This window comes from Paraburkholderia graminis C4D1M (assembly GCF_000172415.1).
In the GTDB taxonomy this organism is placed as follows: Bacteria; Pseudomonadota; Gammaproteobacteria; order Burkholderiales; family Burkholderiaceae; genus Paraburkholderia; species Paraburkholderia graminis.
In genome coordinates, this window is sequence record NZ_ABLD01000010.1 from 76,949 (window position 1) to 97,142 (window position 20,194).

The window sequence follows — 20,194 nt, forward strand, 5'->3', positions numbered from 1 at the left end:
CAACATGACCGATCATCACACACGCGACAGCGGCGCGCCGCGCAACCCGTATGCCGGCGCATATCCCGGCAACCTGTTCATGGTCGTCGCGCCTTCGGGCGCCGGCAAGTCGACGCTCGTGAATGCGCTGCTCGCCCGCGACGAAGCGATCCGTCTGTCGATCTCGTACACGACGCGCCCGCCGCGTCCGAAGGAGCAGGACGGCGAGCACTATCACTTCACCACCGTCGACGATTTCATGCAGCGTCATGATGCCGGCGAGTTTCTCGAAAGCGCAGAAGTGCACGGCAACTACTACGGCACGTCGCGCGTGTGGATCGAGGAGCAGATGAAAAGCGGCCATGACGTGCTGCTCGAAATCGACTGGCAGGGCGCGCAGCAGGTGAAGAAGCAGTTTCATAACGCGGTCGAGATTTTCATCTTGCCGCCGTCGCTCGAAGCGCTCGAAGAGCGCCTGAAAAAGCGCGGCCAGGATGAGCCGAACGTCATCACGCGACGTCTGCTTGCGGCGGGCAGCGAGATGGCGCATGCGGCCGAAGCGGAGTACGTGGTGATCAACGAGAACTTCGATCGCGCGCTCAGCGAACTGCAGTGTCTCGTGGCCGCGACGCGTTCACGCTTCGCCTCGCAATACGCGCGTCATACGCAGCTTTTTGTGCAACTCGGCATTCACCTTCCGCACCCCTGAGCGCGGCGGCGATTCGAGCACATAAGGTAGAATAAGCAACATACTGAGAAGGAACCCAACATGGCCCGCATTACCGTCGAAGACTGTCTCAAACAGATCCCGAACCGTTTCGAACTCGCGCTTGCCGCGACCTATCGCGCGCGTCAGCTCGCTCAAGGTCACACGCCGAAGATCGAAAGCCGCGACAAGCCCACGGTCGTCGCGCTGCGCGAGATCGCTGCCGGCCAGGTCGGTGTCGAAATGCTGAAGAAGGTGCCGGTTTAAGGCGCGCTTTCCCCGCTTCTGATTATTGATTCGCCACATGTTTCTGGCGCGTTTTCCAGTCACACCTGCTTTACCTGATTGCATCAACGTGCAGACCGGCGTCCACTCCTAACCGCTACGGAGGCGAACATGAGCACCACCCCGCCCACCGCCACGGAAGCGGAGCACGACGCCGATTCACCTTCGTCCGCACGCAAGTACATCGACGCGGTCCTCGAACAGTCGTTTCGCCATCTGTTCGGCCCGACCGCCACGCCGGAGCAACCGCGCCGGCATGACGTCGTTTCCATTGCCAAGCTGACGTCCGCTTTGTCCGGCTATCTGCAGCCGGAGGAAATCAAGGACGTCAAGGCGGCCTTCCATTTCAGCGACGAAGCTCACCTCGGCCAGTATCGCCAGAGCGGCGAGCCTTACATCACGCATCCGGTTGCCGTCGCGGAAATCTGCGCCGGCTGGAATCTGGACGGCCAGGCCATCATGGCCGCGCTGCTGCATGACGTGATGGAAGACCAGGGCGTGACCAAGGCCGAGCTCGCCGAGCGTTTCGGCGCGAAGGTCGCTGAACTGGTCGACGGTTTGTCGAAACTCGACAAGATGGAGTTTCGCAATCGCGAGGAAGCGCAGGCGGAAAACTTCCGCAAGATGCTGCTCGCAATGGCGCGCGACGTCCGCGTGATTCTGGTCAAGCTCGCCGACCGGCTGCACAACATGCGCACGCTCGGCGCGGTGCCGCCGGAAAAGCGCCGCCGCGTGGCGCGCGAAACGCTCGATATTTACGCGCCGATTGCACACCGGCTCGGTCTGAACAATACGTATCGCGAGCTGCAAGACCTGAGCTTTGCGAACTTCAATCCGCATCGGTACGCCACGCTCGAAAAAGCCGTCAAGGCCGCGCGCGGCAACCGGCGCGAAGTGGTCGGGAAGATTCTGGAATCGGTGCAGCGCGCCATCGCCGACGCGAAGATCGACGCGGAAGTCACCGGCCGCGAGAAAACCATCTTCAGCATCTATAAGAAGATGCGCGACAAGCAGTTGTCGTTCTCCCAGGTGTTGGATGTGTACGGCTTTCGCGTGGTGGTCGACAGCGCGCTCGAGTGCTACACCTGCATCGGCGCGCTGCATGCGTTGTACAAGCCCGTGCCGGGCAAGTTCAAGGACTACATCGCCATTCCGAAGGTGAACGGCTATCAGTCGCTGCACACCACGCTCGTCGGCCCGTTCGGCGCGCCGATCGAGTTTCAGGTGCGCACGCGCAAGATGCACGAAATTGCCGAAGCCGGCGTGGCCGCGCACTGGCTGTACAAGAACGGCAGCGCCGATCTCAACGACGTGCAAAAGCGCGCGCACCAGTGGCTGAAGTCGCTGCTCGACATTCAGAGCGAAGCCGGCGATTCGAGCGAATTCCTCGAACACGTCAAGATCGATCTGTTTCCGGATGCGGTCTACGTGTTCACGCCGAAGTCGAAAATCATGGCGCTGCCGCGCGGCGCCACCGCGCTCGACTTCGCGTATTCGATCCACAGCGACCTGGGCAACCAGTGCGTCGCGGTCAAGATCAACAACGAATTGCTGCCGCTGCGCACGGAGTTGAAGAGCGGCGACATCGTCGAAGTCATTACGGCGCCGTATTCGAAGCCGAATCCCGCGTGGCTCGGTTTCGTGCGCACCGGCAAGGCGCGCTCGGCGATTCGCCATTATCTGAAGACGATGCGCCTGAACGAATCGGTTCAGCTTGGCGAGCGCCTCGTCGATCAGGCGCTGAAGGGCTACGGTCTCGCGCTGTCGGACGTGACGCCCGAGGCATGGGAAAAGCTCGTTCAGTGGACCGGCAACAAGAACGGCCAGGAAATCTTCGCGGACATCGGTCTCGGCCGGCGCGTGGCGGCGGTCATGGCCAAGCGCATCGAAGTGCTGATGAGCGGCCGCGACGCCGACGACGACTCGCGCTCCGATTCGGGCTCGGCGCCTCATGCGCCGCCGGTCGTGATCACCGGCACCGAGGGCATGTCGGTGCAACTGTCCGCCTGCTGCCGTCCGATTCCCGGCGACGACATCATGGGCTACATCGGCATCGGCCTCGGCATGGCGATCCACACCACCGACTGCCGGGTTGCCCAGCGCATTCACCGGCGCGATCCGGCGCGCTGGATCGACGTGGCCTGGGCGCCGCAGCCGGGGCGTCTGTTCGACGTCGCGGTGAAGGTGCTGGTCAAGAACACCAAGGGCGTGTTCGCCCGCGTGGCCGCGGACATTACGTCGGCGGACGCCAACATCGTGCACATCGCGATGGACGAAGATCTGTCGCAGGAATCCACGGTTCTGCGCTTCGTGATCCAGGTCAGCGACCGCGTCCATCTTGCCAACGTCATGCGCCGCGTGCGCACGAATCCCGACGTGATGCGCATTGCGCGCGAACGGCCGAGCGACGACGGGCATCATCGGCATGACGGCGGCAGCGGCATGCGGATCGAGCGCGAGCGGGCCGATTACTGATCCGGCGCGTGCTGGTGAAGCAAATGTCGTTTCTTCTGCAGGAACACACCGGCGATAGGCGAGTCTGACCTGAAAACTCAGGGAGAACGCTGATGAAAGTAGCTGACCTAGAGGGCCTCGCACTCGACTATTGGGTGGCCCGCAGCCTGCACGACTTCGTGCGCGAAATCCAGTTCACCGACAGCGGCGAAACCGTCTCGATTCGCGGCAACGACCGCGGTCGTCCGTGGGACGGCCGCTTCACGCCGAGCAAGTCGTGGGATGCCGCGGCAGTGGTGCTGGAGCGCGCGCGTCGGATCGAAATGCGCGAACGCAGCGAAGAGGGGCCGGCACAGTGCGTCGCGGAATTCGAAGGCGGTCGCGGACCGGTGGAAGGGCGCGCGGACTCGGTGCGCGTGGCACTGCTGCGGGCGTTTGTCGAAAGCCGGTTTGGCGATAGCGTCGGCGACGTGCTGCATGAACCGCAGTTGCTGATGGGCGTTAGCGCGCGGCGCATTGCCGAGGCGACGGCGGGCGATACGTTCGAAGACGTTCCTAGCCCGGACGGACATATCGGCGATATTCAGTCGCCGCCGCGGCCGTAAATAAGCGCGCCGCGGCCACGAGTGGCTGGTCGAATCGAATAATCGGAGTAAAACGGCGGCGTCGAAAAACGTCGTCGAAAAAACAAAGGGCCTTCCGATTGGAAGGCCCTTGAAAAGTGGTGCGGCTGGCAGGATTCGAACCCACGACCCCTTGGTTCGTAGCCAAGTACTCTATCCAACTGAGCTACAGCCGCACGCGAAACTGGTAAAGCGAAATTGGGTAAAACGTAAGGGCCTTCCCGGAGGAAGGCCCTCGAATAAGTGGTGCGGCTGGCAGGATTCGAACCCACGACCCCTTGGTTCGTAGCCAAGTACTCTATCCAACTGAGCTACAGCCGCACGCAGAAACGAGATTATAGCAAAGGTTTCAAAAAAGGGAAGCGTGTAACTGCGATTTGTCTCATTGCCATGATCGTGTACCCTAGTGAGGCAGTCGTTTGCTGCAGCTTATGGATCATCATGAACAAGGCCTTTGTCAAAGAGTCGAGCGAAGATAACGACGACGATCTCGACGTCGCCCAGCCGGACATCCCAGCGGGTACCAAGAACTACATCACGCCGGCGGGCTACCGCCGCATGCGCGACGAACTGCTGCATCTTATCGACGTCGAGCGGCCGGAAGTGGTCAAGCTCGTGTCGTGGGCGGCGTCGAATGGCGACCGCTCGGAGAACGGCGATTACATTTATGGCAAGCGCCGCCTGCGTGAGATTGATCGGCGCATTCGTTTTCTGACCAAGCGTCTCGATCTCGCGGAGATCGTGGACAGCAGCAAACAGGAGAATGTCGATCAGGTCTTTTTCGGCGCCACGGTCGAATACGCGACGCAAGACGGCGACGAGCATACGGTGACGATCGTCGGTATCGACGAAGTCGATCTGGACATCGGGCACGTGAGCTGGATTTCGCCGATCGCGCGAGCGCTGCTGAAGGCGAAGGTCGGCGATACGGTGACTTTGTATACGCCTGCCGGACCGCAGCCGATCGACATACTCGACGTCAAATATCCGCCGCCCGATAACGGCGGCTAGTGTTCCATCCGGGCTGATTCCGCCGCGTCCGTCGCGTCGGTGGCCTTCGCGGCGTTCCAGGCAGGGCAGGCAATAAAAAAGGCGCCGCAAGCGGCGCCTTCCCTGTCGCGAGTCCTGTCTGCCGCTTTAGAAGCGGTGACGCAGGCCTGCCGTGACAGCGATCTGCTTGTTGTTGCTCGAAGCAGCCAGACCGTTGATGTCCGCATTAACAACCGCGTTCTCGTTGACTTGCTGGTATTCACCCTGCAGGTAGACGTCCGTGCGCTTGGACAGTGCGTATGCCGTTTGCAGGTTGAACTGGTTCCAGTGCGGACGGGTGCCGGCGAGGCTGGCGCGCGTGTACGTGTACGAACCGGCGATGCTGACAGCCGGCGTCAGAGCGTAGCGAGCGTTAGCTTCGAAGTTCTGGAAGTGCGCGCTGTCACCACCGAAGGCGACGCCGCCCGTCTGGCCCGACGCGCCTGCGCCGATGCCGGCGAGGCCCGACAGGTTCGTCTGCGAGTACACGAGGCCGACGGTCGCCGGACCGAACGCGTAGCTCGCGCCCGCGCCCCACGTCTGCTGACGGCTAGCGAAGAAGGTGTTGTCGCTCGACACTGCGCCGCCGGCGTTGAACGCCGCAGCCGCGCCCGTCGCGCCGTTGTTATTCAGTTGCAGGTACGCTGCGCCGACATTCAGGCCGCCCCAGTTGTACGATGCGCCGGCGCTGTAAGCGCGGTTGTTGGCGAAGCCGTCAGCCTGGTTCGAGAAGCCGTACAGGCCGCCGAACTTGAAGCCGCCGTAGTTCGCGCTCGTGTACTTGACCGAGTTGTTGATGCGGAACGAGTTGTTCAGGTTGTCGTTGTCGAACGGATGGGCGAACTGCGTGCCGCCGTACTGCGTGCCGGTCAATGCGAGCGGGCCGACGAAATCGACCATGCTGTCATATTGACGGCCGAGGGTCACGGCGCCGAACTGGTTGCTCGACAGACCGACGAATGCCTGACGGCCGAATTCGCGGCCGCCTTGCTTCAGCGAACCGTCATTGATGCCGAAGCCGTTTTCCAACGTGAAGATTGCCTTCAGGCCGCCGCCGAGGTCTTCAGCGCCGCGCAAGCCCCAACGGCTGCCGTTCACCGAGCCGCTGGTTTGCTGCCAGTTGCTGTGACCGTGCTGGTTGTTGGTGTACGTGATGCCGGCGTCGATCAAGCCGTACAGAGTGACGCTGCTTTGGGCGTGCGCCGCGGTGGCAAAAACGCCCGTCAGGGCTGCGACCATGAGAGTCTTTTTCATCTTGTTACTCCGAAAGCAAGAATTGGCGGTGAATGCTGCTTCGGAAAACCTTCACGCGGACGCTGCGAGAGGCGTATCCGCGAGAAGAGCGTCTGAATGCGGCGCTGTTTTCCGGTTACGCAAAGTGTAGAGAGACCGTCTAATCAATGGGCGTTTCTGTTTTCGCAATAGAGTATTACGCCGTTCGAAACGATATGTGGACGCGTTGAAAGCCCCGCCGGTTAAGGCTTTCGAGAGTACCAAGGGCTCATGCAAGGGGTGCGGAGGAATTGGCGTTGCTTATATACGACGCTTATCCGATGCGAAAAAACAACAAGAGCGGCTATGCGAAGTTATTGTTGTTGTTAATGCAATAGACGATTGTTATTTGTGTGAATAATCGGACTCGGAAATAAGCGCTATACTGAATTACCGCTTTCCGAAGCGGACTTTTTCGTTGTCGAAAAAGATCTCCAAACCTTTGTCAGCGCGACTTCCCAGTCGCGCTTTTTTTTGCGCGCTCAGAACTGCGAAGCCCGATTTGGCGCGTGACTTCCGCTCAATGCGCCGGTGCGGCGTAGTCGGTGTTCCACCGTTCGGTCGGCGTCGAGGAACTCCAGTCCTCCATGACGTAGCGCCGGGCGTCCATCGGCGACGACAGCAGGTTTTGCCAATGATCGCCGTGCCATACCGGGTCGAATTCGAGGGCCGACGAGTTCTGCCGGTCTGCTTCGGCACTGGAAGTGCGAGATGCTTGCGACGGTGATTGAGCGAAATGAGGAATGAGCCGGGCAAGAATGAGGCGGATGGTATGGAACTGCATGGCAATCTCCTGATGCGCATTACTGCAAATACATAGCTTCATGATGCGGTTCGTTCGGCGAGGCGAACAAGTCGGAGAAACACTTACCAAAGTCACAAATCGTTACAAACGTCGCGTGCATTTCGGGAAGTCTTTCTCTTTTCCTGTGCTCGCGTTAAAGGAGGAGTAAATTTGACGCGAGCGCGAGCACCCAAACGCCGGTTATTTCCGCCATTCGGCTAACTTTTCGCTTATCCAATGTCGTACTTAAGGACTATTAAAAATTCACTTGACGGTGATTCACCGCGCCCCGTATAACGGCAAAGCTGAATTCAGTAGCCGCTCCGAGTGCGCAATGCCTCCGGGATATTCCTTATGGATAAGATGGCAATGGATTGAGGCGTTGAGGGCATTGCCCGATTTGATAATTCGTTGAGGGAAACTGGAAAATGGAAACAGGTATCGTCAAATGGTTTAACGATGCTAAAGGTTTTGGCTTCATTACGTCCGATTCGGGTGGCGAAGATCTCTTTGCGCATTTCTCGGAGATTCGCAGCGAAGGCTTTAAATCGCTGAAGGAAAACCAGCGTGTATCTTTCGACGTCAAGGCCGGCCCCAAGGGCAAGCAGGCGGCGAATATCCAGCCGCTGTAAGCGGTAGTGCCGCTGCCCCGTAGCGTGCGGGGCGGGGTCCGCTGCTAAAGGCCCTCGCGATTCATCGCGGGGGCTTTTCTTTGTGCGCCCAGCATGGGCGCAGTCTTGTGGGTGCAAGTCCCATCGTGAGTTGACCACAGCGAACGAAGTGAAGCGCAACTGCGTGAGGGCGACCGAGCGTGGGGAGGAAGCGTGGAGCGAAACCGCGAGCCGATGAACAAGAACCGGATATGAGGCGGTGCCGATCAGGGCGAGCGTGCAAAGAAGCGCGAAGCTCTCGTGGTCAAGGATCAGGCAACGTAAATGCGGCGGTTGTGCGGTGAAGGATTGCGTTCTTACCTGGGGAGATCTCGCCTCGTGCCTGAAAGGGCAACGGCGTCGAGCCGGAGCGAGAAGTCAGCAGAGGCCGTAGTAGTCACAGGACAGGTTGATGAGGCCGAAGCTGGTGACGAAGGGCTAAACGGGAAGGAGTGTCCAGCGTCATGTCGATGCGACAGGCAATGCGTCAGATGCCCGCGCAAGCGGGGCGGGTGGGGGTCACGTGCGGTGAAGCTGCACGGCGTACACCGACTAGCGATGAAGCCTGCTGCCCGCGACATGAATCCGGGGACACAGGGTCGGCGCTGCTGGAAGCGGCGCTGACAGGAGAGAACCTGAAGCAGGCGTTCAAACGGGTCCGGTCCAACAAGGGAGCCGCTGGCGTGGACGGTCTGGACGTTGACCAGACGTCGCGTCATCTGGTGACGGCGTGGCCCGCGATCCGTGAACAGTTGCTCAAGGGGACGTACCGGCCCAGCCCGGTACGTCGGGTGACGATACCGAAGCCGGATGGAGGCGAGCGCGAGCTTGGCATCCCGACGGTAACGGACCGGTTGATCCAGCAGGCGCTGCTACAGGTGCTGCAGCCGGTTCTGGACCCTACCTTCAGCGAGCACAGCCACGGCTTCCGGCCTGGACGGCGTGCGCACGACGCGGTGTTAGCCGCGCAGTCGTACGTGCAGTCGGGTCGGCGAATCGTGGTGGACGTTGATCTGGAGAAATTCTTTGACCGGGTCAACCACGACATCCTGATTGACCGTCTACAGAAGCGAATCGATGATGCCGGCGTAATCCGGCTGATCCGGGCGTATCTGAGCAGCGGCATCATGGATGGCGGAGTGGTCCAGCAACGGGATCAGGGCACGCCGCAAGGCGGACCACTGTCCCCGTTGCTGGCCAACGTGCTGCTCGACGAAGTGGATAAGGAACTGGAGCGGCGGGGTCATTGCTTCGCGCGCTACGCCGACGACGCGAATGTCTATGTTCGTAGCCGCCGGGCGGGTGAGCGGGTGATGGCACTGCTGCGGCGTCTGTATGGGCGACTGCGGCTGAAGGTCAACGAGACCAAAAGCGCGGTGGCCAGTGTGTTTGGTCGCAAGTTTCTGGGCTACAGCCTGTGGGTGGCTGCGGGTGGGGTGGTCAAACGCAAGGTGGCGGCCAAACCGCTGCTGGCGTTCAAACACCGCATCCGTGAACTGACCCATCGCTCTGGCGGGCGCAGCATGAAGAAAGTGGTGGAACAGCTACGGCCTTACGTGCAAGGCTGGAAGGCGTACTTCAGGTTGGCGCAAACACCCGGTGTGTGGTTGGCACTGGATGAGTGGCTGCGTCACCGGTTGCGCGCGATCCATCTCAAACACTGGCGCCGTGGCACCACCATCTACCGGGAACTGCGTGCGCTGGGGGCATCGGCCGCTGTGGCGCGACAAGTGGCGGCGAACAGTCGTTGCTGGTGGCGCAATAGCGACGGTGCGCTCAAGCGCGTGCTGACCATCGCCTACTTCGACCAACTGGGCGTACCCCGACTCTCATAACCTCAACTTCCCGAACCGCCCGGTGCGGACCCGCATGCCGGGTGGTGTGGCAGGGGTACGGCCTCATGGCCGTCCCCTATGCCGATTTATTCGCTTCGGTCGGGCGTGTGGTCCCGCTGGCGCGATCTACGCACGGTCGGCGGCCGCCAACTAGTGCATACTTGGCGCAAAGTCACGCGTCCAAGCATTCTCTCCATGTCCGAACAGTTTTTGGCCGAACCGGCCTTCGCAGAGCCCATCGTCTTTGTCGATCTTGAAACCACCGGCGGCTCGACCAGCGAGCACCGCATTACCGAGGTCGGCGTCGTCGAAGTCGGGCCGGCCGGCGTCACGCGCTGGAGCAGCCTCGTCGATCCGCAGCAACCGATTCCGTCCTTCATTCAGCAGCTGACCGGCATCACGAATGCGATGGTGCGCGGCGCGCCGACATTCGACGCCATCGCGCCCGAACTCTTTGCCCGCCTGAACGGCAAACTGTTCGTCGCGCATAACGCGAGCTTCGACCGGGGTTTCTTGCGCGGCGAATTCCGGCGCGCCGGTATTTCATTCGACCCGGACGTGCTGTGCACCGTGCGCCTGTCGCGCGCGCTATTTCCGTCCGAAAAGCGTCACGGACTCGATGCGCTGGTCGAGCGTCATTCGCTCGTGCCGTCGGATCGCCACCGCGCGCTCGCCGACGCCGATCTGATCTGGCAGTTCTGGCAGCGCCTGCATGGCCTCGTGCCGCTCGACGTTTTACGGGCGCACATCGAGCGCACGACCCGGCGCTACCGGCTGGCCGGCAACATCACCGAAGATCTGCTCGACACGGCGCCTGCGGGCTGCGGCGTCTACGCGTTCTATGGAGACGACGACTTGCCGCTGTATGTCGGACGAAGCGTTCGCGTCCGTCAGCGGCTTCGCGCGCATCTGACAGGGGAGCGCCGTTCGTCGAAGGATATACGGCTTGCGCAGCAGGTTCGGCGTGTCGAATGGCGCGCGACGGGCGGCGAGCTGGGCGCAATGCTGACAGAGGCACAGTGGATTGCGGCGCTGCGGCCGGGGCACAATCGCGCGCCGCGCGTCGCCAAGAGCGATCCCATCGACGCGCCGTGGCCGTTTGTCGGGCCTGTCGTTTTCGAGGAGCGGGAACAAGCGTCAGAGGCGTGCGCTTTTCATGTTGTCGACCGCTGGTGTTATATCGGCCATGCGCCGTCGCTGGAGCAGGCGACCGAGTTGCACACGTCGCGTCTGGATAGCAGCGGCTTTGAGCTTTCGACGTATCGGATTTTGCAAAGCCATCTCGCACGCGGTTTGCGGATGACGCCGCTGACGGTCGTGAACGCGGAGCCTGTCGTGGGCGTTGCCTGACCGCTTCGCCTGCACATTCACCCGCTCGTTCCGCCCGATCGTGCAAGCCCCGCAGCGCGATCAGTCCACGCCTTCCTCCTGGCGTCCGCCGTCAGCCCGTCGCGCCGACGCCGCCGCTTTCGCACACGTGTCCAAGCGCATGAGTTAGCGCATTCGACCGGGTCGAGTCATAGCGGGTCAGCGACTTCCAGTTAGCGAGCGCTTGCGCGACGCGCGACGGACAGTCCGGCGCCGCGCGCAGCGGTTGCACGCGGGCGAGGCCGGCGACGAGCGCCTGCGTCAAGCGGTCCAACTGAGGGCGCGTGCTCGTCGCGAGGTCCGGCGCCGGTTCTTGTGGCGGCTGAGTCGCGCGCCAGTTCGCGAACAGCGCGTTTTGCACCTCTTTGCTGGCGTCTATCTGATCCTGGAAGAAAGCGCGCGCGAACGCCGGATCCACGTTGGCCGCCGCGGCTCGCTTTTCCACATCGGCGAGCAGCGCCTGTTCGCGCGGCGTGTCGGTGATCGCTTGATGGTTGGCCCACTTCCAGCGCGCCACCGGCTCGGCGAGCGCAAGGCGTTGCCACGCAAGCGCGATCACGTTGGTTAGCGCGGTATCGTCGCCATCGGCAAAGGCGGGGGCTGGCGCGAACGCGGCACAGGCGAAGAGCGCCAGCGCGCACGGCGCAGCGAAGCGAAACAATCGATTCATGGGATCAACGGTCGGCCGGGTGGCGCAGAAGGAAAAACCAGAAGAATAGACGATCTACGATCGCACAGGCGCGCTCCCGGGCGGAGCCGCTGCTGGGAAGCAGAGCACAACCGATGCTCGCGCAAGCAGAAGCGCGCAAGCGCAACGACAGGCGCCGGCACTACGCGGCGGCAGTCCGTCTATTGGTAGCGTCCAAACGAAAGCGATCGGGGAGCGCGCGAGCCACCAGACCTCATGCACGAGACACGAAGACCGCTGCTGCGTTGCGCCACTGCACAGTTACTTTGCGTCGCACGACTTACGTTGTTCGTCGAAAAAGGCGCGCACGTGCTCCGGCAGTTCCGCACCCAAAAATTCGACGCCGACAGGTTCCGGATCCGGGCTAAAAACTTTATCCGGGGTCGGAATCTTCGGTGGTTTGGCATCCATGATCTTTCTCCTTTACAAACTCATTATTCCCTCGGGCCCCGATTAGCACCAGTGCCCGATTAACATCACGCGTTCTTTGTTGCTTTAACGGCACAGCGCACCATTTCAGCAGAGTCTTCTGATTAAATTTATAGGTTCGCAGCTTGTGTTGTTCTGTGGGCTTGCGTACGTTCAGCGCATCAATTCATCGGTAGATTCCCTGGCGCCTTGTCAGGCGGGCCGCCCAAGCACTGCCGCCTCTCGGTCTCGCGAGTCCGCTCCTGTTCATTCCGGGTATTCCCCGATTCAAAGCTTCTTGTGCGCCGCCGCATCGGAATCGTTTTCCGCACTAAAAGGCGAACGTTCGTTTATTACCGAGCCGGACCTTATATCGCGAGAAAGCTTTACCTCTTTGTAAACGAGCGACGTGTCGCGCCGTTGACGATCAACGGCCTCTTTTTTCAAACGCGACTTAAGACTTTTTAGGAGTTTCACTGAATGGTTTAAGCATTCGGCCGGCGTTGCATTCCAGCTCGCGCATTTCGCGACAAAACATCATCGCTCGATGACAACGCCGGCAGCCGCGATCCTGGCTTCTATGATGTGAAGACGTATCGGCAACCGAGAGTGCGTTGGGCAACGGACGCGCGTCTGCCGATGCGGAAGATGGTCGTCTTCGCCTTCAGAGAGTGGGTCATGGAAAACGCTGTGTACTGGAAGGGACGTCAGGTTGGCATCGAATGCGACGGCCGCATCTCGTGGTTTCCGTCAGCGCCGCAGGAAGCGGTCGCTGCGTATTGCGGCGAGAAACGCAGCAACGTCGAGCAGGGCGTCGCGACAAACGATTCCGTCGTCGCGCGCAACCTCGTCACGATCGCGCGCTTGCACGGCGACTGAGCGGACTTCTGCGGATAGCCAAAGCCAACTAGTAACCGCAGACGCGTGTTGTCCCAACCTCGATAAACGCATCGCCAAAACAAAAAGCCCAGTCGCGAGGACTGGGCTTTTTGCTTGAATCTTGATGGTGCCGGAAAGAGGAATCGAACCCCCGACCTTCGCATTACGAATGCGCTGCTCTACCGTCTGAGCTATTCCGGCATCAGGAGAAGCGAGATTATAGGGACTTCTTTTATTGGCTTGGCAAGCCCCTCGGTCAATTTTTTGTTTCGAGATGGTAGCGGGTCACGCGGTCCACTTCGTTCTTCGAGCCGAGGAACACCGCGACGCGCTCATGCAGGCTCTTCGGCTGAATATCGAGAATGCGTTTCTCGCCATTGGTCGCGGCGCCGCCTGCCTGTTCGACGATAAACGCCATCGGGTTCGCTTCGTACATCAGACGCAGCTTGCCCGGCTTGTCCGGCGTGCGCTTGTCGGCCGGGTACATGAAGATGCCGCCGCGGTTCAGGATACGATGCACGTCCGCGACCATCGACGCGATCCAGCGCATATTGAAGTCGCTTTGACGCGGACCTTCCTTGCCTTGCTTCAATTCGCCGATGTACTGCTCGACGGGCGGATACCAGTGCCGCTCGTTCGACGCGTTAATCGCATATTCGCGCGTCTCGACCGGAATGCGCATGTCGCTTTGCGTAAGCACCCATGAACCGAGCTCGCGGTCGAGCGTGAAGCAGTTCACACCGTTGCCGGTGGTCAGTACCAGCACCGTTTGCGGCCCATACACCGCGTAACCCGCGGCGACCTGCTGCGTGCCCGGCTGCAGGAACGACTGCTCGGTAGGCTGCTGGCCGTCCGGGCAGCGCAGCACTGAAAAGATGGTGCCGATCGACACGTTCACGTCGATGTTCGACGAGCCGTCGAGCGGATCGAACACGAGGAGATATTCGCCCTTCGGATAGTTCGCGGGAATAGGGAAGAACTGCTCCATTTCCTCCGATGCCATGCCTGCCAGGTTGCCGCCCCATTCATTCGCTTCGAGCAGGATCTCGTTTGACAGAATATCGAGCTTCTTCTGTACTTCGCCCTGCACGTTCTCGCTGCCCGCGGTGCCGAGCGCATCGCCCAACGCGCCCTTGCTGACGTGATAGCTGATCGCCTTGCATGCCCGCGCGACAACTTCGATCAAAAGGCGCAGATCGGCCGGCAGGTTATTGGTTTCCCGCTGCTGCTCGATCAGGTACTTCGTGAGAGTGGTACGACGTTGCAAGGACATTGCTGTACTCCAGGAGGCTTGAGGAATATCCGGATTTTAACCGCTCGGTGTGTCTGCCCCGTGCTTTTGCTGTGGGCGGAGAGATGAAAAACGCGCGCGACGCGGCCAGTGAGCAGCAACGAGCATAACCGGCGGCCAAAGCACAACCCAAACCACAACCGGCGGTCAGCCTTTGCGCCGGACCTTGCCCGCCGTGGCGCTGCCGCTCACGCTCGCTGCGAGCGCCGCGGCGCGCGCATGTTCCGCGGAAACCTTGGGGAGCTTCGGGCGATCGGCCTTCGGCATGGGTTCGATCTCGCGTTCGATCTGCGCGCCCGCCGCAGCCGTGGCGACGCGCAGGTCGTAGGCGATTTGCAGATTGAGCCAGAACTGCGCGCTCGCGCCGAAGTAGCGCTCGAGCCGCAGCGCGGTGTCAGCCGAGATCGCGCGCTTGCCACGCACCACGTCGTTGATGCGCGGCGCCGGTACGCGCAACGCAAGCGCGAGCGCATTGACGGACATGCCGAGCGGTTCGAGGAATTCGCTGCGCAAAATCTCCCCCGGATGGATTTCCTCGATGCTGTCTCCGGTGTCGATGCCGGAGAAATCGGTGCTGGCCAGATCGGAGCGTTTGATGACCATGTCGGTCTCCCAATAATCAGTGATAGTCGACAATCTCAACATTCAGCGCCTCGCCGTCGATAAAGTGAAAACAGATGCGCCATTGCGCATTGATCCGGATGCTCCACTGCCCGCTGCGCTGCCCCTGCAATGCTTCGAGCCGGTTGCCGGGCGGCGCATGCAAACTATGGACGGTGTCCGCGGCGTCGATCATCAGCAGCTTGCGGTACGCGAGCGCCTGGATATGACGCGGCAGCGCATGCACGAACCTGCCCTGAAAAATTCTTGCCGTAGCCTTGTCGCCAAATGTCGTGATCATGGGAATGATATAACGCATCGCGTTAAACGTAAACCGTTAATTGAATGCGTTTACTTTCCCTCAATGCGGCGCTTAAGAACAGTCGGCCAAATGGCTAACGTCGACGTGAACCTGCCACCGGGTCGTCGCAACACAAGGGCGAAAAAAAGCCGGCAACGCGTGCCGGCTTTCGGGGTTGAGAACCGCTCAAACGCGCATCATGCGAGCGCCTTCTCGACGATTTCGCGCACGTCGCGCGACTTCACTTGCGACGCCACTTTCTCCAGCGCCGCACGCATGCCATCGCGCAGCGTCGGCGTGAAGCGGCGCCACAATTCGAGCGAGCGTGCGAGGCGGGCGGCCACTTGCGGATTAATTGCGTCGAGCGCGATCACCTGGTCGGCCCAGAACGCGTAGCCCGAGCCGTCTTGCGCATGGAACTGCGCGGGGTTGGCCGCGCAGAAGCTGAAGATCAGCGAGCGCGCGCGGTTCGGATTTTTCAGATTGAAGGCCGGATGCGTCATCAGCTTGCGCACGATTTCGATCACCGGCCGCTGCGCACTGCCGCGCTGCGTGGCCTGCAACGCAAACCACTTGTCGATCACGAGCGGCTCTTTCTCGAAACGCCGGTAGAAGTCGTCGAGCGCATGCTGCGCCTCGGCGCTGCCGCCATTGGCCGCTGCGGCGTTGAGCAGCGCGGACAACGCCGCGGCGCGGTCGGTCATGTTGTTCGCGGCCTCGTATTGCGCCGACGCGAGCCGCACGGCTTCGGCCGGATCGTCGAGCTCGGTCAGATACGAGAGCGCGAGATTCTTCAGAGCGCGATGTCCGGCCGCGGCCGGCGTGGCTTCGTACGGACCCGCCGTGCGATGCTTCTCGTAAATGCTCAGCCATTCGCCCTTGAGCGCATTCGCGAGACGCTTGCGCACGAACTGCCGCGCCGCATGCACGGCCGCCGGATTCGACTCCGTCATCTGCTCGGCCAGATAGGCCTCCGACGGCAGCATCAGCGCGAGTTCGCGGAACGCCGGCGACAGCGATTCGTCCGTGAGCACGCGCGCGAACGCGGCGACCACCGAGTCGTCGAGTTGCAGTTGCGCGCCGTTCGCCGCCTGGCCGGCGAGCGTCAGCAACTCGCGCGTGGCAAGGCGTTGGCCGGCTTCCCAGCGGTTGAACGGATCGCTGTCGTGCGCGAGCAGGAACGCGAGCTGTTCGGCCGGATAATCGTATTCGACGATCACCGGCGCCGAGAAATTACGCAGCAGCGACGGCAACGGTTCGTCTTCGACATTGACGAACGTGAACGTCTGCTCGGTCTGCGTCAATTCGAGCACGCGCGTGGTCGAGTCGGAAGCGCGCGCTTCGCCTTCGAGTTGCAGCGGCAGATCGTTGCCGTCCTTGCCGATCAGGCCGATGGCGAACGGAATCAGCAGTGGTCCCTTCTGCGTTTCGCGCGCGGCCGGCGCGGCGTCGCCATAACCCTGCGTGAGCGTCACGCTGTAGCGGCGCGCCGCCGCGTCGTAACGGGTGCGCACCGACACGCGCGGCGTGCCCGCCTGGCTGTACCAGCGCTCGAACTGCGCGAGGTCGCGGCCGTTCGCGTCGGCGAGCGCATGACGGAAATCGTCGCACGTCACGGCCTGGCCGTCGTGACGCTTGAAGTACAGGTCCATGCCCTTGCGAAAACCGTCGCGGCCGAACAGCGTCTGATACATCCGCACGACTTCCGAGCCTTTTTCGTAGACGGTCATCGTGTAGAAGTTGTTGATCTCGACGTAGCTCTCCGGGCGCACCGGGTGAGCCATCGGGCCGGCGTCTTCGGCGAACTGCATCTGGCGCAGCACGCGCACGTCTTCGATGCGCTTCGTCGCGCGCGCCGCTTCGTCGCCGCTGCTGGTCAGTCCGGCGGCCATGTCGGCGGAGAATTCCTGATCGCGGAACACGGTCAGCCCTTCCTTCAGGCTCAATTGGAACCAGTCGCGGCAGGTCACGCGGTTGCCGGTCCAGTTATGGAAATACTCGTGGCCGACCACCGCCTCGATGTTCGCGAAGTCCGTGTCGGTCGCCGTTTCCGGGTTCGCCAGCACGTACTTCGTGTTGAAGATATTGAGCCCCTTGTTTTCCATCGCGCCCATGTTGAAGTCGCTCACCGCGACGATCATGAAGCGGTCGAGATCGAGTTCGAGGCCGAAGCGCTGTTCGTCCCAGCGGATCGAATTGATCAGCGAATCCATCGCGTGACGGGTCTTGTCGAGATCGTGCGGCTCGACCCACACCTGCAGCAGCTTTTCCTTGCCCGAGCCGGTTTTCAGACGCTCTTCGAGCGCAACGAGCTTGCCGGCGACAAGCGCGAACAGATAGCTCGGCTTCCTGAACGGATCTTCCCAGCGCGCGAAATGACGGCCGTCCGGCAGATCGCCTTCCTCGAGCAGATTGCCGTTCGACAGCAGCACCGGATAATCGGCCTTGCTGGCTCGCAGCATGACCCTGTAGGTCGACATCACGTCCGGCCGGTCGAGGAAATAGGTGATGTGCCGAAAGCCCTCGGCCTCGCACTGCGTGAAGAAGTTTCCGCTCGACACATACAGGCCCGAGAGCGTCGTATTCGCCGCCGGATTGCAGATGCTGGTGAGCGTGAGCTCGAAGCTGTCGGGCACGTTGTCGAGCACCAGCCCGTGCTCGTGCGGATGCGCGTTGGCGAACGGCTGACCGTCGAGCGTCGCGCCGACGAACTCCAGTTGTTCGCCCATCAGTTCGAGATGCGGCGCGCGCGCGGCGTCCGGGTTGCGGCGCACGCGCATCGTGTTCTTTACGACCGTGCGTTCGGGCAGCAGATCGAACTCGAGCGCGACGGTGTCGATCAGAAAAGCGGGCGGCGCATAATCGGCGCGGCGGATCACATTGGGCGTTGCGGTATCGGCCATGGCGTTCTGTAGTGATGGGACTCGAGCGGCCGGCGCACGAAGACGCGCGAGCCGGGCTTGTCGAGCCATTGTACAAAGCCTCGGGCAATCGTGCGGCGCGCGCTTTTCAGATAGCCGTTCGGCCGATGCGCGCTCGGACGCCCGCACCGCTCTTGCTCACGCTCAAGCTCCTGCGGCGTGGGAGCGGAAGGGAGCGGAACGGCGCGGCGCGATCGACGGTCATACGTACAATCAAAGACGAACGAACAGAAACGCTTCACGAGGTAGACCATGACAACGAATATCTGGACGCGCCGGGCCATGCTGCTGCTCGCGGCACTGAGCGTGCTGCTGTCCGGCTGCACGACCTACGTGACCACGCAGGTCACCGCGTTCTCCGACTGGAGCGGCGGCGACGCGGCCCGCACCTACGCGTTCACACGCGAGCCCGACCAGCGGAACAATCTCGAGCTGACCACCTATGAGCGCATCATCGCCAACGAACTCGCCACGCATGCGTTCCGCCAGGTTGACGGCAACGACGCGCGCTATCTCGTCGGGCTCTCGTATGGAATCCGCTCGGACATGGTGACGGTGGCCGAGCCGGTCTACTACAACCCGTGGCCGGCGCCTTACTGGGGCTGGGGCCGTCCGTACGATCCGTGGGGGCCGTGGGGTCCGTTTCCCGCAGGCTACGTGAACCAGAGCTATCCGATCTTCACGCATCTGCTCGGCGTGCGGATCACCGAGCGCGCGACGGGCAAGGAGGTCTACAACGTGACCGCGCGCAACTCGGGCGGCGAGTCGTCGCTGGTGAGGGCCATGCCGTATCTGGCGCGCAGTGCGCTTGCCGACTTCCCGCTCGGCAACGGCGTCGTGCGCACGGTGAAGATTCCGCTTGGCAACAGCGCCGGTGCTTCCAACGAAACGGCGGTGCCGGCTGCCGCCGCGTCCCCGGCTGCAGCGTCGGGCGCGAAAGCCGTGCAATGACCGCGACGCAACCGCAAGCGCGATAAAAGCGTGACAAGAGCGCGATCCGGCAAATGCCGGCATCGCGCACCTTCGTCAGAGCCCGCCGCCGAACAGCGCCATCGTTCCGAGAACCACGAACAGCACGGCGGCGATGCCGTGCACGATCCCGGTCGGCAGACGGTGCGCGAAGCGGTCGCCGAGCAGGATCGCCGGGACGTTGGCGATCATCATGCCGAGCGTGGTGCCCGCCACCACGCCGAAGAAGTCGTGAAAGCGCGCGGCGAGCGCAACCGTCGCGATCTGCGTCTTGTCGCCCATTTCCGCGAGGAAGAAGGCCACGACAGTCGCGCCGAACACGCCAAGATGCGTGCGGTTCGTGTTGGCTTCTTCGTCGTCGAGCTTGTCGGGCACGAGAATCCACAAACCCATGCCGATGAATGAAATGGCCAACGCCCAGCGCATGATGGCCGGCGTGAGCAGCGAGCCGAGCCACGCGCCGAGCGCGCCTGCGCCCGCGTGATTGACGAGCGTCGCGACCAGCACGCCGAGGATGATCGGCATCGGCTTGCGATAACGCGCGGCGAGCACGAGCGACAGCAGCTGCGTCTTGTCGCCGATTTCGGCGAGCGCGACCGCTCCGGTGGAAATGAGGAAAGCGTGGAACACGTGGGTTGGAATCCGCGGGCCGGGAAATGAACGAGCGACGACCCACGACACGCCGGGCCCAATTGCGGCGGGGTGTGGGTCATCGGTCTCGCCAGGCCAGAGGCTGCGGCTGCCACGGCCATGACGGCCAAGTCTGTTGACAGGCGCCCCCGCGAGCGCACGTTGTTGCGAGCCCGGCTAGATGCCGGGCGAACGTGGCGCGGGGCGGCTACTCCCCAATGAGGGACGGATTATAGCAGGCGTCGCCGCGCGACCGTTCTGCCGGGAGCAGAATTCGCGTGAAATCGGATCGCATGTATTCGACTGCAACAGTCGTCGCAGAAAGTTAATTGAAAGCATTCGCGGGATCCTCTTTGCGAACGCGACCACTGACAGTCGAATTCCCAAAAACCTACAGATGTAGGGATATTCCCAGGCCCAGATGGGAAATTTCTGCAAATCGCCATAGCGCTCAAATTAGCGTCGTAAACGCGAGACGGATACAGATGGATACGTCTTTTGTGGCTGATTTAATTCAGAATA

The 20,194-nt window shown here is 61.8% G+C and carries 19 protein-coding genes, 3 tRNA genes and 1 riboswitch; of the genes, 10 read left to right on the top strand and 12 right to left on the bottom strand.

All coding sequences use genetic code 11. The annotated features are described in order from the left end of the window. Window positions 1-4 precede the first annotated feature (4 nt). From gmk to BGRAMDRAFT_RS17725, 4 genes are all read left to right on the top strand, one after another. A complete protein-coding gene (gene gmk / locus BGRAMDRAFT_RS17710; RefSeq protein WP_006050176.1) occupies window positions 5-688 on the top strand; it encodes a guanylate kinase in 684 nt (227 codons plus the stop codon). A gap of 60 nt (window positions 689-748) precedes the next feature. Next, entirely contained in the window at window positions 749-952 is a 204-nt protein-coding gene (rpoZ, locus tag BGRAMDRAFT_RS17715) for a DNA-directed RNA polymerase subunit omega (protein ID WP_006025620.1), read from the top strand. Window positions 953-1,081: 129 nt separating this feature from the next. After that, window positions 1,082-3,445 carry a RelA/SpoT family protein gene (locus tag BGRAMDRAFT_RS17720; protein ID WP_006050177.1) on the top strand — a complete coding sequence of 788 codons (2,364 nt, stop codon included), beginning with the start codon at window positions 1,082-1,084 and terminating at the stop codon, window positions 3,443-3,445. A gap of 92 nt (window positions 3,446-3,537) precedes the next feature. Next, window positions 3,538-4,029 carry a phage protein NinX family protein gene (locus tag BGRAMDRAFT_RS17725; RefSeq protein ID WP_006050178.1) on the top strand — a complete coding sequence of 164 codons (492 nt, stop codon included), beginning with the start codon at window positions 3,538-3,540 and terminating at the stop codon, window positions 4,027-4,029. A gap of 117 nt (window positions 4,030-4,146) precedes the next feature. Here BGRAMDRAFT_RS17725 and BGRAMDRAFT_RS17730 read toward each other — a convergent pair. After that, window positions 4,147-4,223, bottom strand: a tRNA-Arg gene (locus BGRAMDRAFT_RS17730). Between the two features lie 68 nt (window positions 4,224-4,291). Continuing rightward, a tRNA-Arg gene (locus tag BGRAMDRAFT_RS17735) sits at window positions 4,292-4,368 on the bottom strand. Between the two features lie 120 nt (window positions 4,369-4,488). Between BGRAMDRAFT_RS17735 and greB the strand changes: the two genes are divergently transcribed. Next, entirely contained in the window at window positions 4,489-5,058 is a 570-nt protein-coding gene (greB, locus tag BGRAMDRAFT_RS17740) for a transcription elongation factor GreB (RefSeq protein WP_029967984.1), read from the top strand. 126 nt (window positions 5,059-5,184) lie between these two features. Here greB and BGRAMDRAFT_RS17745 read toward each other — a convergent pair whose 3' ends face one another. Together BGRAMDRAFT_RS17745 and BGRAMDRAFT_RS17750 are read right to left on the bottom strand one after the other, a co-directional pair. Next, the gene (locus BGRAMDRAFT_RS17745; RefSeq protein ID WP_006050180.1) at window positions 5,185-6,330 is read right to left on the bottom strand and encodes a porin; all 1,146 of its coding nucleotides are present in this window, start codon (window positions 6,328-6,330) and stop codon (window positions 5,185-5,187) included. A gap of 538 nt (window positions 6,331-6,868) precedes the next feature. Next, entirely contained in the window at window positions 6,869-7,132 is a 264-nt protein-coding gene (locus BGRAMDRAFT_RS17750; protein WP_006050181.1) for a hypothetical protein, read from the bottom strand. Between the two features lie 428 nt (window positions 7,133-7,560). Between BGRAMDRAFT_RS17750 and BGRAMDRAFT_RS17755 the strand changes: the two genes are divergently transcribed. The 3 genes from BGRAMDRAFT_RS17755 (at window position 7,561) to BGRAMDRAFT_RS17765 (ending at window position 10,967) form a co-directional block, all read left to right on the top strand. Continuing rightward, entirely contained in the window at window positions 7,561-7,764 is a 204-nt protein-coding gene (locus BGRAMDRAFT_RS17755; RefSeq protein ID WP_006050182.1) for a cold-shock protein, read from the top strand. A 482-nt stretch (window positions 7,765-8,246) separates the two neighbouring features. Next, window positions 8,247-9,617, top strand: coding sequence for a group II intron reverse transcriptase/maturase (ltrA, locus tag BGRAMDRAFT_RS17760; RefSeq protein ID WP_006046962.1), 1,371 nt, complete (start codon window positions 8,247-8,249; stop codon window positions 9,615-9,617). Between the two features lie 195 nt (window positions 9,618-9,812). Then, complete coding sequence (locus BGRAMDRAFT_RS17765; RefSeq protein WP_029967980.1) at window positions 9,813-10,967, top strand: exonuclease domain-containing protein; 1,155 nt, start codon at window positions 9,813-9,815, stop codon at window positions 10,965-10,967. Window positions 10,968-11,058: 91 nt separating this feature from the next. Here BGRAMDRAFT_RS17765 and BGRAMDRAFT_RS17770 read toward each other — a convergent pair whose 3' ends face one another. Then, complete coding sequence (locus tag BGRAMDRAFT_RS17770; protein ID WP_006050184.1) at window positions 11,059-11,655, bottom strand: chorismate mutase; 597 nt, start codon at window positions 11,653-11,655, stop codon at window positions 11,059-11,061. Window positions 11,656-11,934: 279 nt separating this feature from the next. Beyond that, window positions 11,935-12,084, bottom strand: coding sequence for a hypothetical protein (locus BGRAMDRAFT_RS35005; RefSeq protein WP_006050185.1), 150 nt, complete (start codon window positions 12,082-12,084; stop codon window positions 11,935-11,937). Window positions 12,085-12,759: 675 nt separating this feature from the next. On the opposite strand from BGRAMDRAFT_RS35005, the gene BGRAMDRAFT_RS17780 reads away from it, so the two are divergent. Beyond that, the gene (locus tag BGRAMDRAFT_RS17780) at window positions 12,760-12,960 is read left to right on the top strand and encodes a hypothetical protein (protein ID WP_175130875.1); all 201 of its coding nucleotides are present in this window, start codon (window positions 12,760-12,762) and stop codon (window positions 12,958-12,960) included. 125 nt (window positions 12,961-13,085) lie between these two features. Here BGRAMDRAFT_RS17780 and BGRAMDRAFT_RS17785 read toward each other — a convergent pair. The 5 genes from BGRAMDRAFT_RS17785 to pepN form a co-directional block, all read right to left on the bottom strand. After that, window positions 13,086-13,161 (bottom strand) — tRNA-Thr (locus tag BGRAMDRAFT_RS17785). Window positions 13,162-13,216: 55 nt separating this feature from the next. After that, window positions 13,217-14,233 carry a class 1 fructose-bisphosphatase gene (locus tag BGRAMDRAFT_RS17790; protein ID WP_006050187.1) on the bottom strand — a complete coding sequence of 339 codons (1,017 nt, stop codon included), beginning with the start codon at window positions 14,231-14,233 and terminating at the stop codon, window positions 13,217-13,219. A gap of 165 nt (window positions 14,234-14,398) precedes the next feature. Beyond that, complete coding sequence (locus BGRAMDRAFT_RS17795; RefSeq protein WP_044021311.1) at window positions 14,399-14,854, bottom strand: HigA family addiction module antitoxin; 456 nt, start codon at window positions 14,852-14,854, stop codon at window positions 14,399-14,401. A 16-nt stretch (window positions 14,855-14,870) separates the two neighbouring features. After that, a complete protein-coding gene (locus BGRAMDRAFT_RS17800) occupies window positions 14,871-15,152 on the bottom strand; it encodes a type II toxin-antitoxin system RelE/ParE family toxin (RefSeq protein WP_029967972.1) in 282 nt (93 codons plus the stop codon). A 197-nt stretch (window positions 15,153-15,349) separates the two neighbouring features. Then, window positions 15,350-18,055 (bottom strand): aminopeptidase N, encoded by a 2,706-nt coding sequence (gene pepN, locus BGRAMDRAFT_RS17805; protein ID WP_044021312.1) that lies wholly within the window; start codon window positions 18,053-18,055, stop codon window positions 15,350-15,352. A 270-nt stretch (window positions 18,056-18,325) separates the two neighbouring features. Between pepN and BGRAMDRAFT_RS17810 the strand changes: the two genes are divergently transcribed. Further along, window positions 18,326-19,024: a DUF4136 domain-containing protein gene (locus BGRAMDRAFT_RS17810; protein ID WP_006050191.1), complete on the top strand. Its 699-nt coding sequence runs from the start codon at window positions 18,326-18,328 to the stop codon at window positions 19,022-19,024. A gap of 75 nt (window positions 19,025-19,099) precedes the next feature. Here the strand turns inward: BGRAMDRAFT_RS17810 and BGRAMDRAFT_RS17815 are convergent, their stop codons facing one another. Beyond that, complete coding sequence (locus BGRAMDRAFT_RS17815; protein ID WP_006050192.1) at window positions 19,100-19,672, bottom strand: TMEM165/GDT1 family protein; 573 nt, start codon at window positions 19,670-19,672, stop codon at window positions 19,100-19,102. Between the two features lie 10 nt (window positions 19,673-19,682). Further along, a riboswitch (yybP-ykoY riboswitch) is annotated at window positions 19,683-19,901 on the bottom strand. Window positions 19,902-20,194: the final 293 nt, after the last annotated feature.

Excerpts from the sequence above, each read along its gene's own strand:
- gmk (WP_006050176.1), top strand. The coding sequence starts at position 5 with ATGACCGATCATCACACACGCGACAGCGGCGCGCCGCGCAACCCGTAT.
- rpoZ (WP_006025620.1), top strand. The coding sequence starts at position 749 with ATGGCCCGCATTACCGTCGAAGACTGTCTCAAACAGATCCCGAACCGT.
- BGRAMDRAFT_RS17720 (WP_006050177.1), top strand. The coding sequence starts at position 1,082 with ATGAGCACCACCCCGCCCACCGCCACGGAAGCGGAGCACGACGCCGAT.
- BGRAMDRAFT_RS17725 (WP_006050178.1), top strand. The coding sequence starts at position 3,538 with ATGAAAGTAGCTGACCTAGAGGGCCTCGCACTCGACTATTGGGTGGCC.
- greB (WP_029967984.1), top strand. The coding sequence starts at position 4,489 with ATGAACAAGGCCTTTGTCAAAGAGTCGAGCGAAGATAACGACGACGAT.
- BGRAMDRAFT_RS17745 (WP_006050180.1), bottom strand. The coding sequence starts at position 6,330 with ATGAAAAAGACTCTCATGGTCGCAGCCCTGACGGGCGTTTTTGCCACC.
- BGRAMDRAFT_RS17750 (WP_006050181.1), bottom strand. The coding sequence starts at position 7,132 with ATGCAGTTCCATACCATCCGCCTCATTCTTGCCCGGCTCATTCCTCAT.
- BGRAMDRAFT_RS17755 (WP_006050182.1), top strand. The coding sequence starts at position 7,561 with ATGGAAACAGGTATCGTCAAATGGTTTAACGATGCTAAAGGTTTTGGC.
- ltrA (WP_006046962.1), top strand. The coding sequence starts at position 8,247 with ATGTCGATGCGACAGGCAATGCGTCAGATGCCCGCGCAAGCGGGGCGG.
- BGRAMDRAFT_RS17765 (WP_029967980.1), top strand. The coding sequence starts at position 9,813 with ATGTCCGAACAGTTTTTGGCCGAACCGGCCTTCGCAGAGCCCATCGTC.
- BGRAMDRAFT_RS17770 (WP_006050184.1), bottom strand. The coding sequence starts at position 11,655 with ATGAATCGATTGTTTCGCTTCGCTGCGCCGTGCGCGCTGGCGCTCTTC.
- BGRAMDRAFT_RS35005 (WP_006050185.1), bottom strand. The coding sequence starts at position 12,084 with ATGGATGCCAAACCACCGAAGATTCCGACCCCGGATAAAGTTTTTAGC.
- BGRAMDRAFT_RS17780 (WP_175130875.1), top strand. The coding sequence starts at position 12,760 with ATGGAAAACGCTGTGTACTGGAAGGGACGTCAGGTTGGCATCGAATGC.
- BGRAMDRAFT_RS17790 (WP_006050187.1), bottom strand. The coding sequence starts at position 14,233 with ATGTCCTTGCAACGTCGTACCACTCTCACGAAGTACCTGATCGAGCAG.
- BGRAMDRAFT_RS17795 (WP_044021311.1), bottom strand. The coding sequence starts at position 14,854 with ATGGTCATCAAACGCTCCGATCTGGCCAGCACCGATTTCTCCGGCATC.
- BGRAMDRAFT_RS17800 (WP_029967972.1), bottom strand. The coding sequence starts at position 15,152 with ATGATCACGACATTTGGCGACAAGGCTACGGCAAGAATTTTTCAGGGC.
- pepN (WP_044021312.1), bottom strand. The coding sequence starts at position 18,055 with ATGGCCGATACCGCAACGCCCAATGTGATCCGCCGCGCCGATTATGCG.
- BGRAMDRAFT_RS17810 (WP_006050191.1), top strand. The coding sequence starts at position 18,326 with ATGACAACGAATATCTGGACGCGCCGGGCCATGCTGCTGCTCGCGGCA.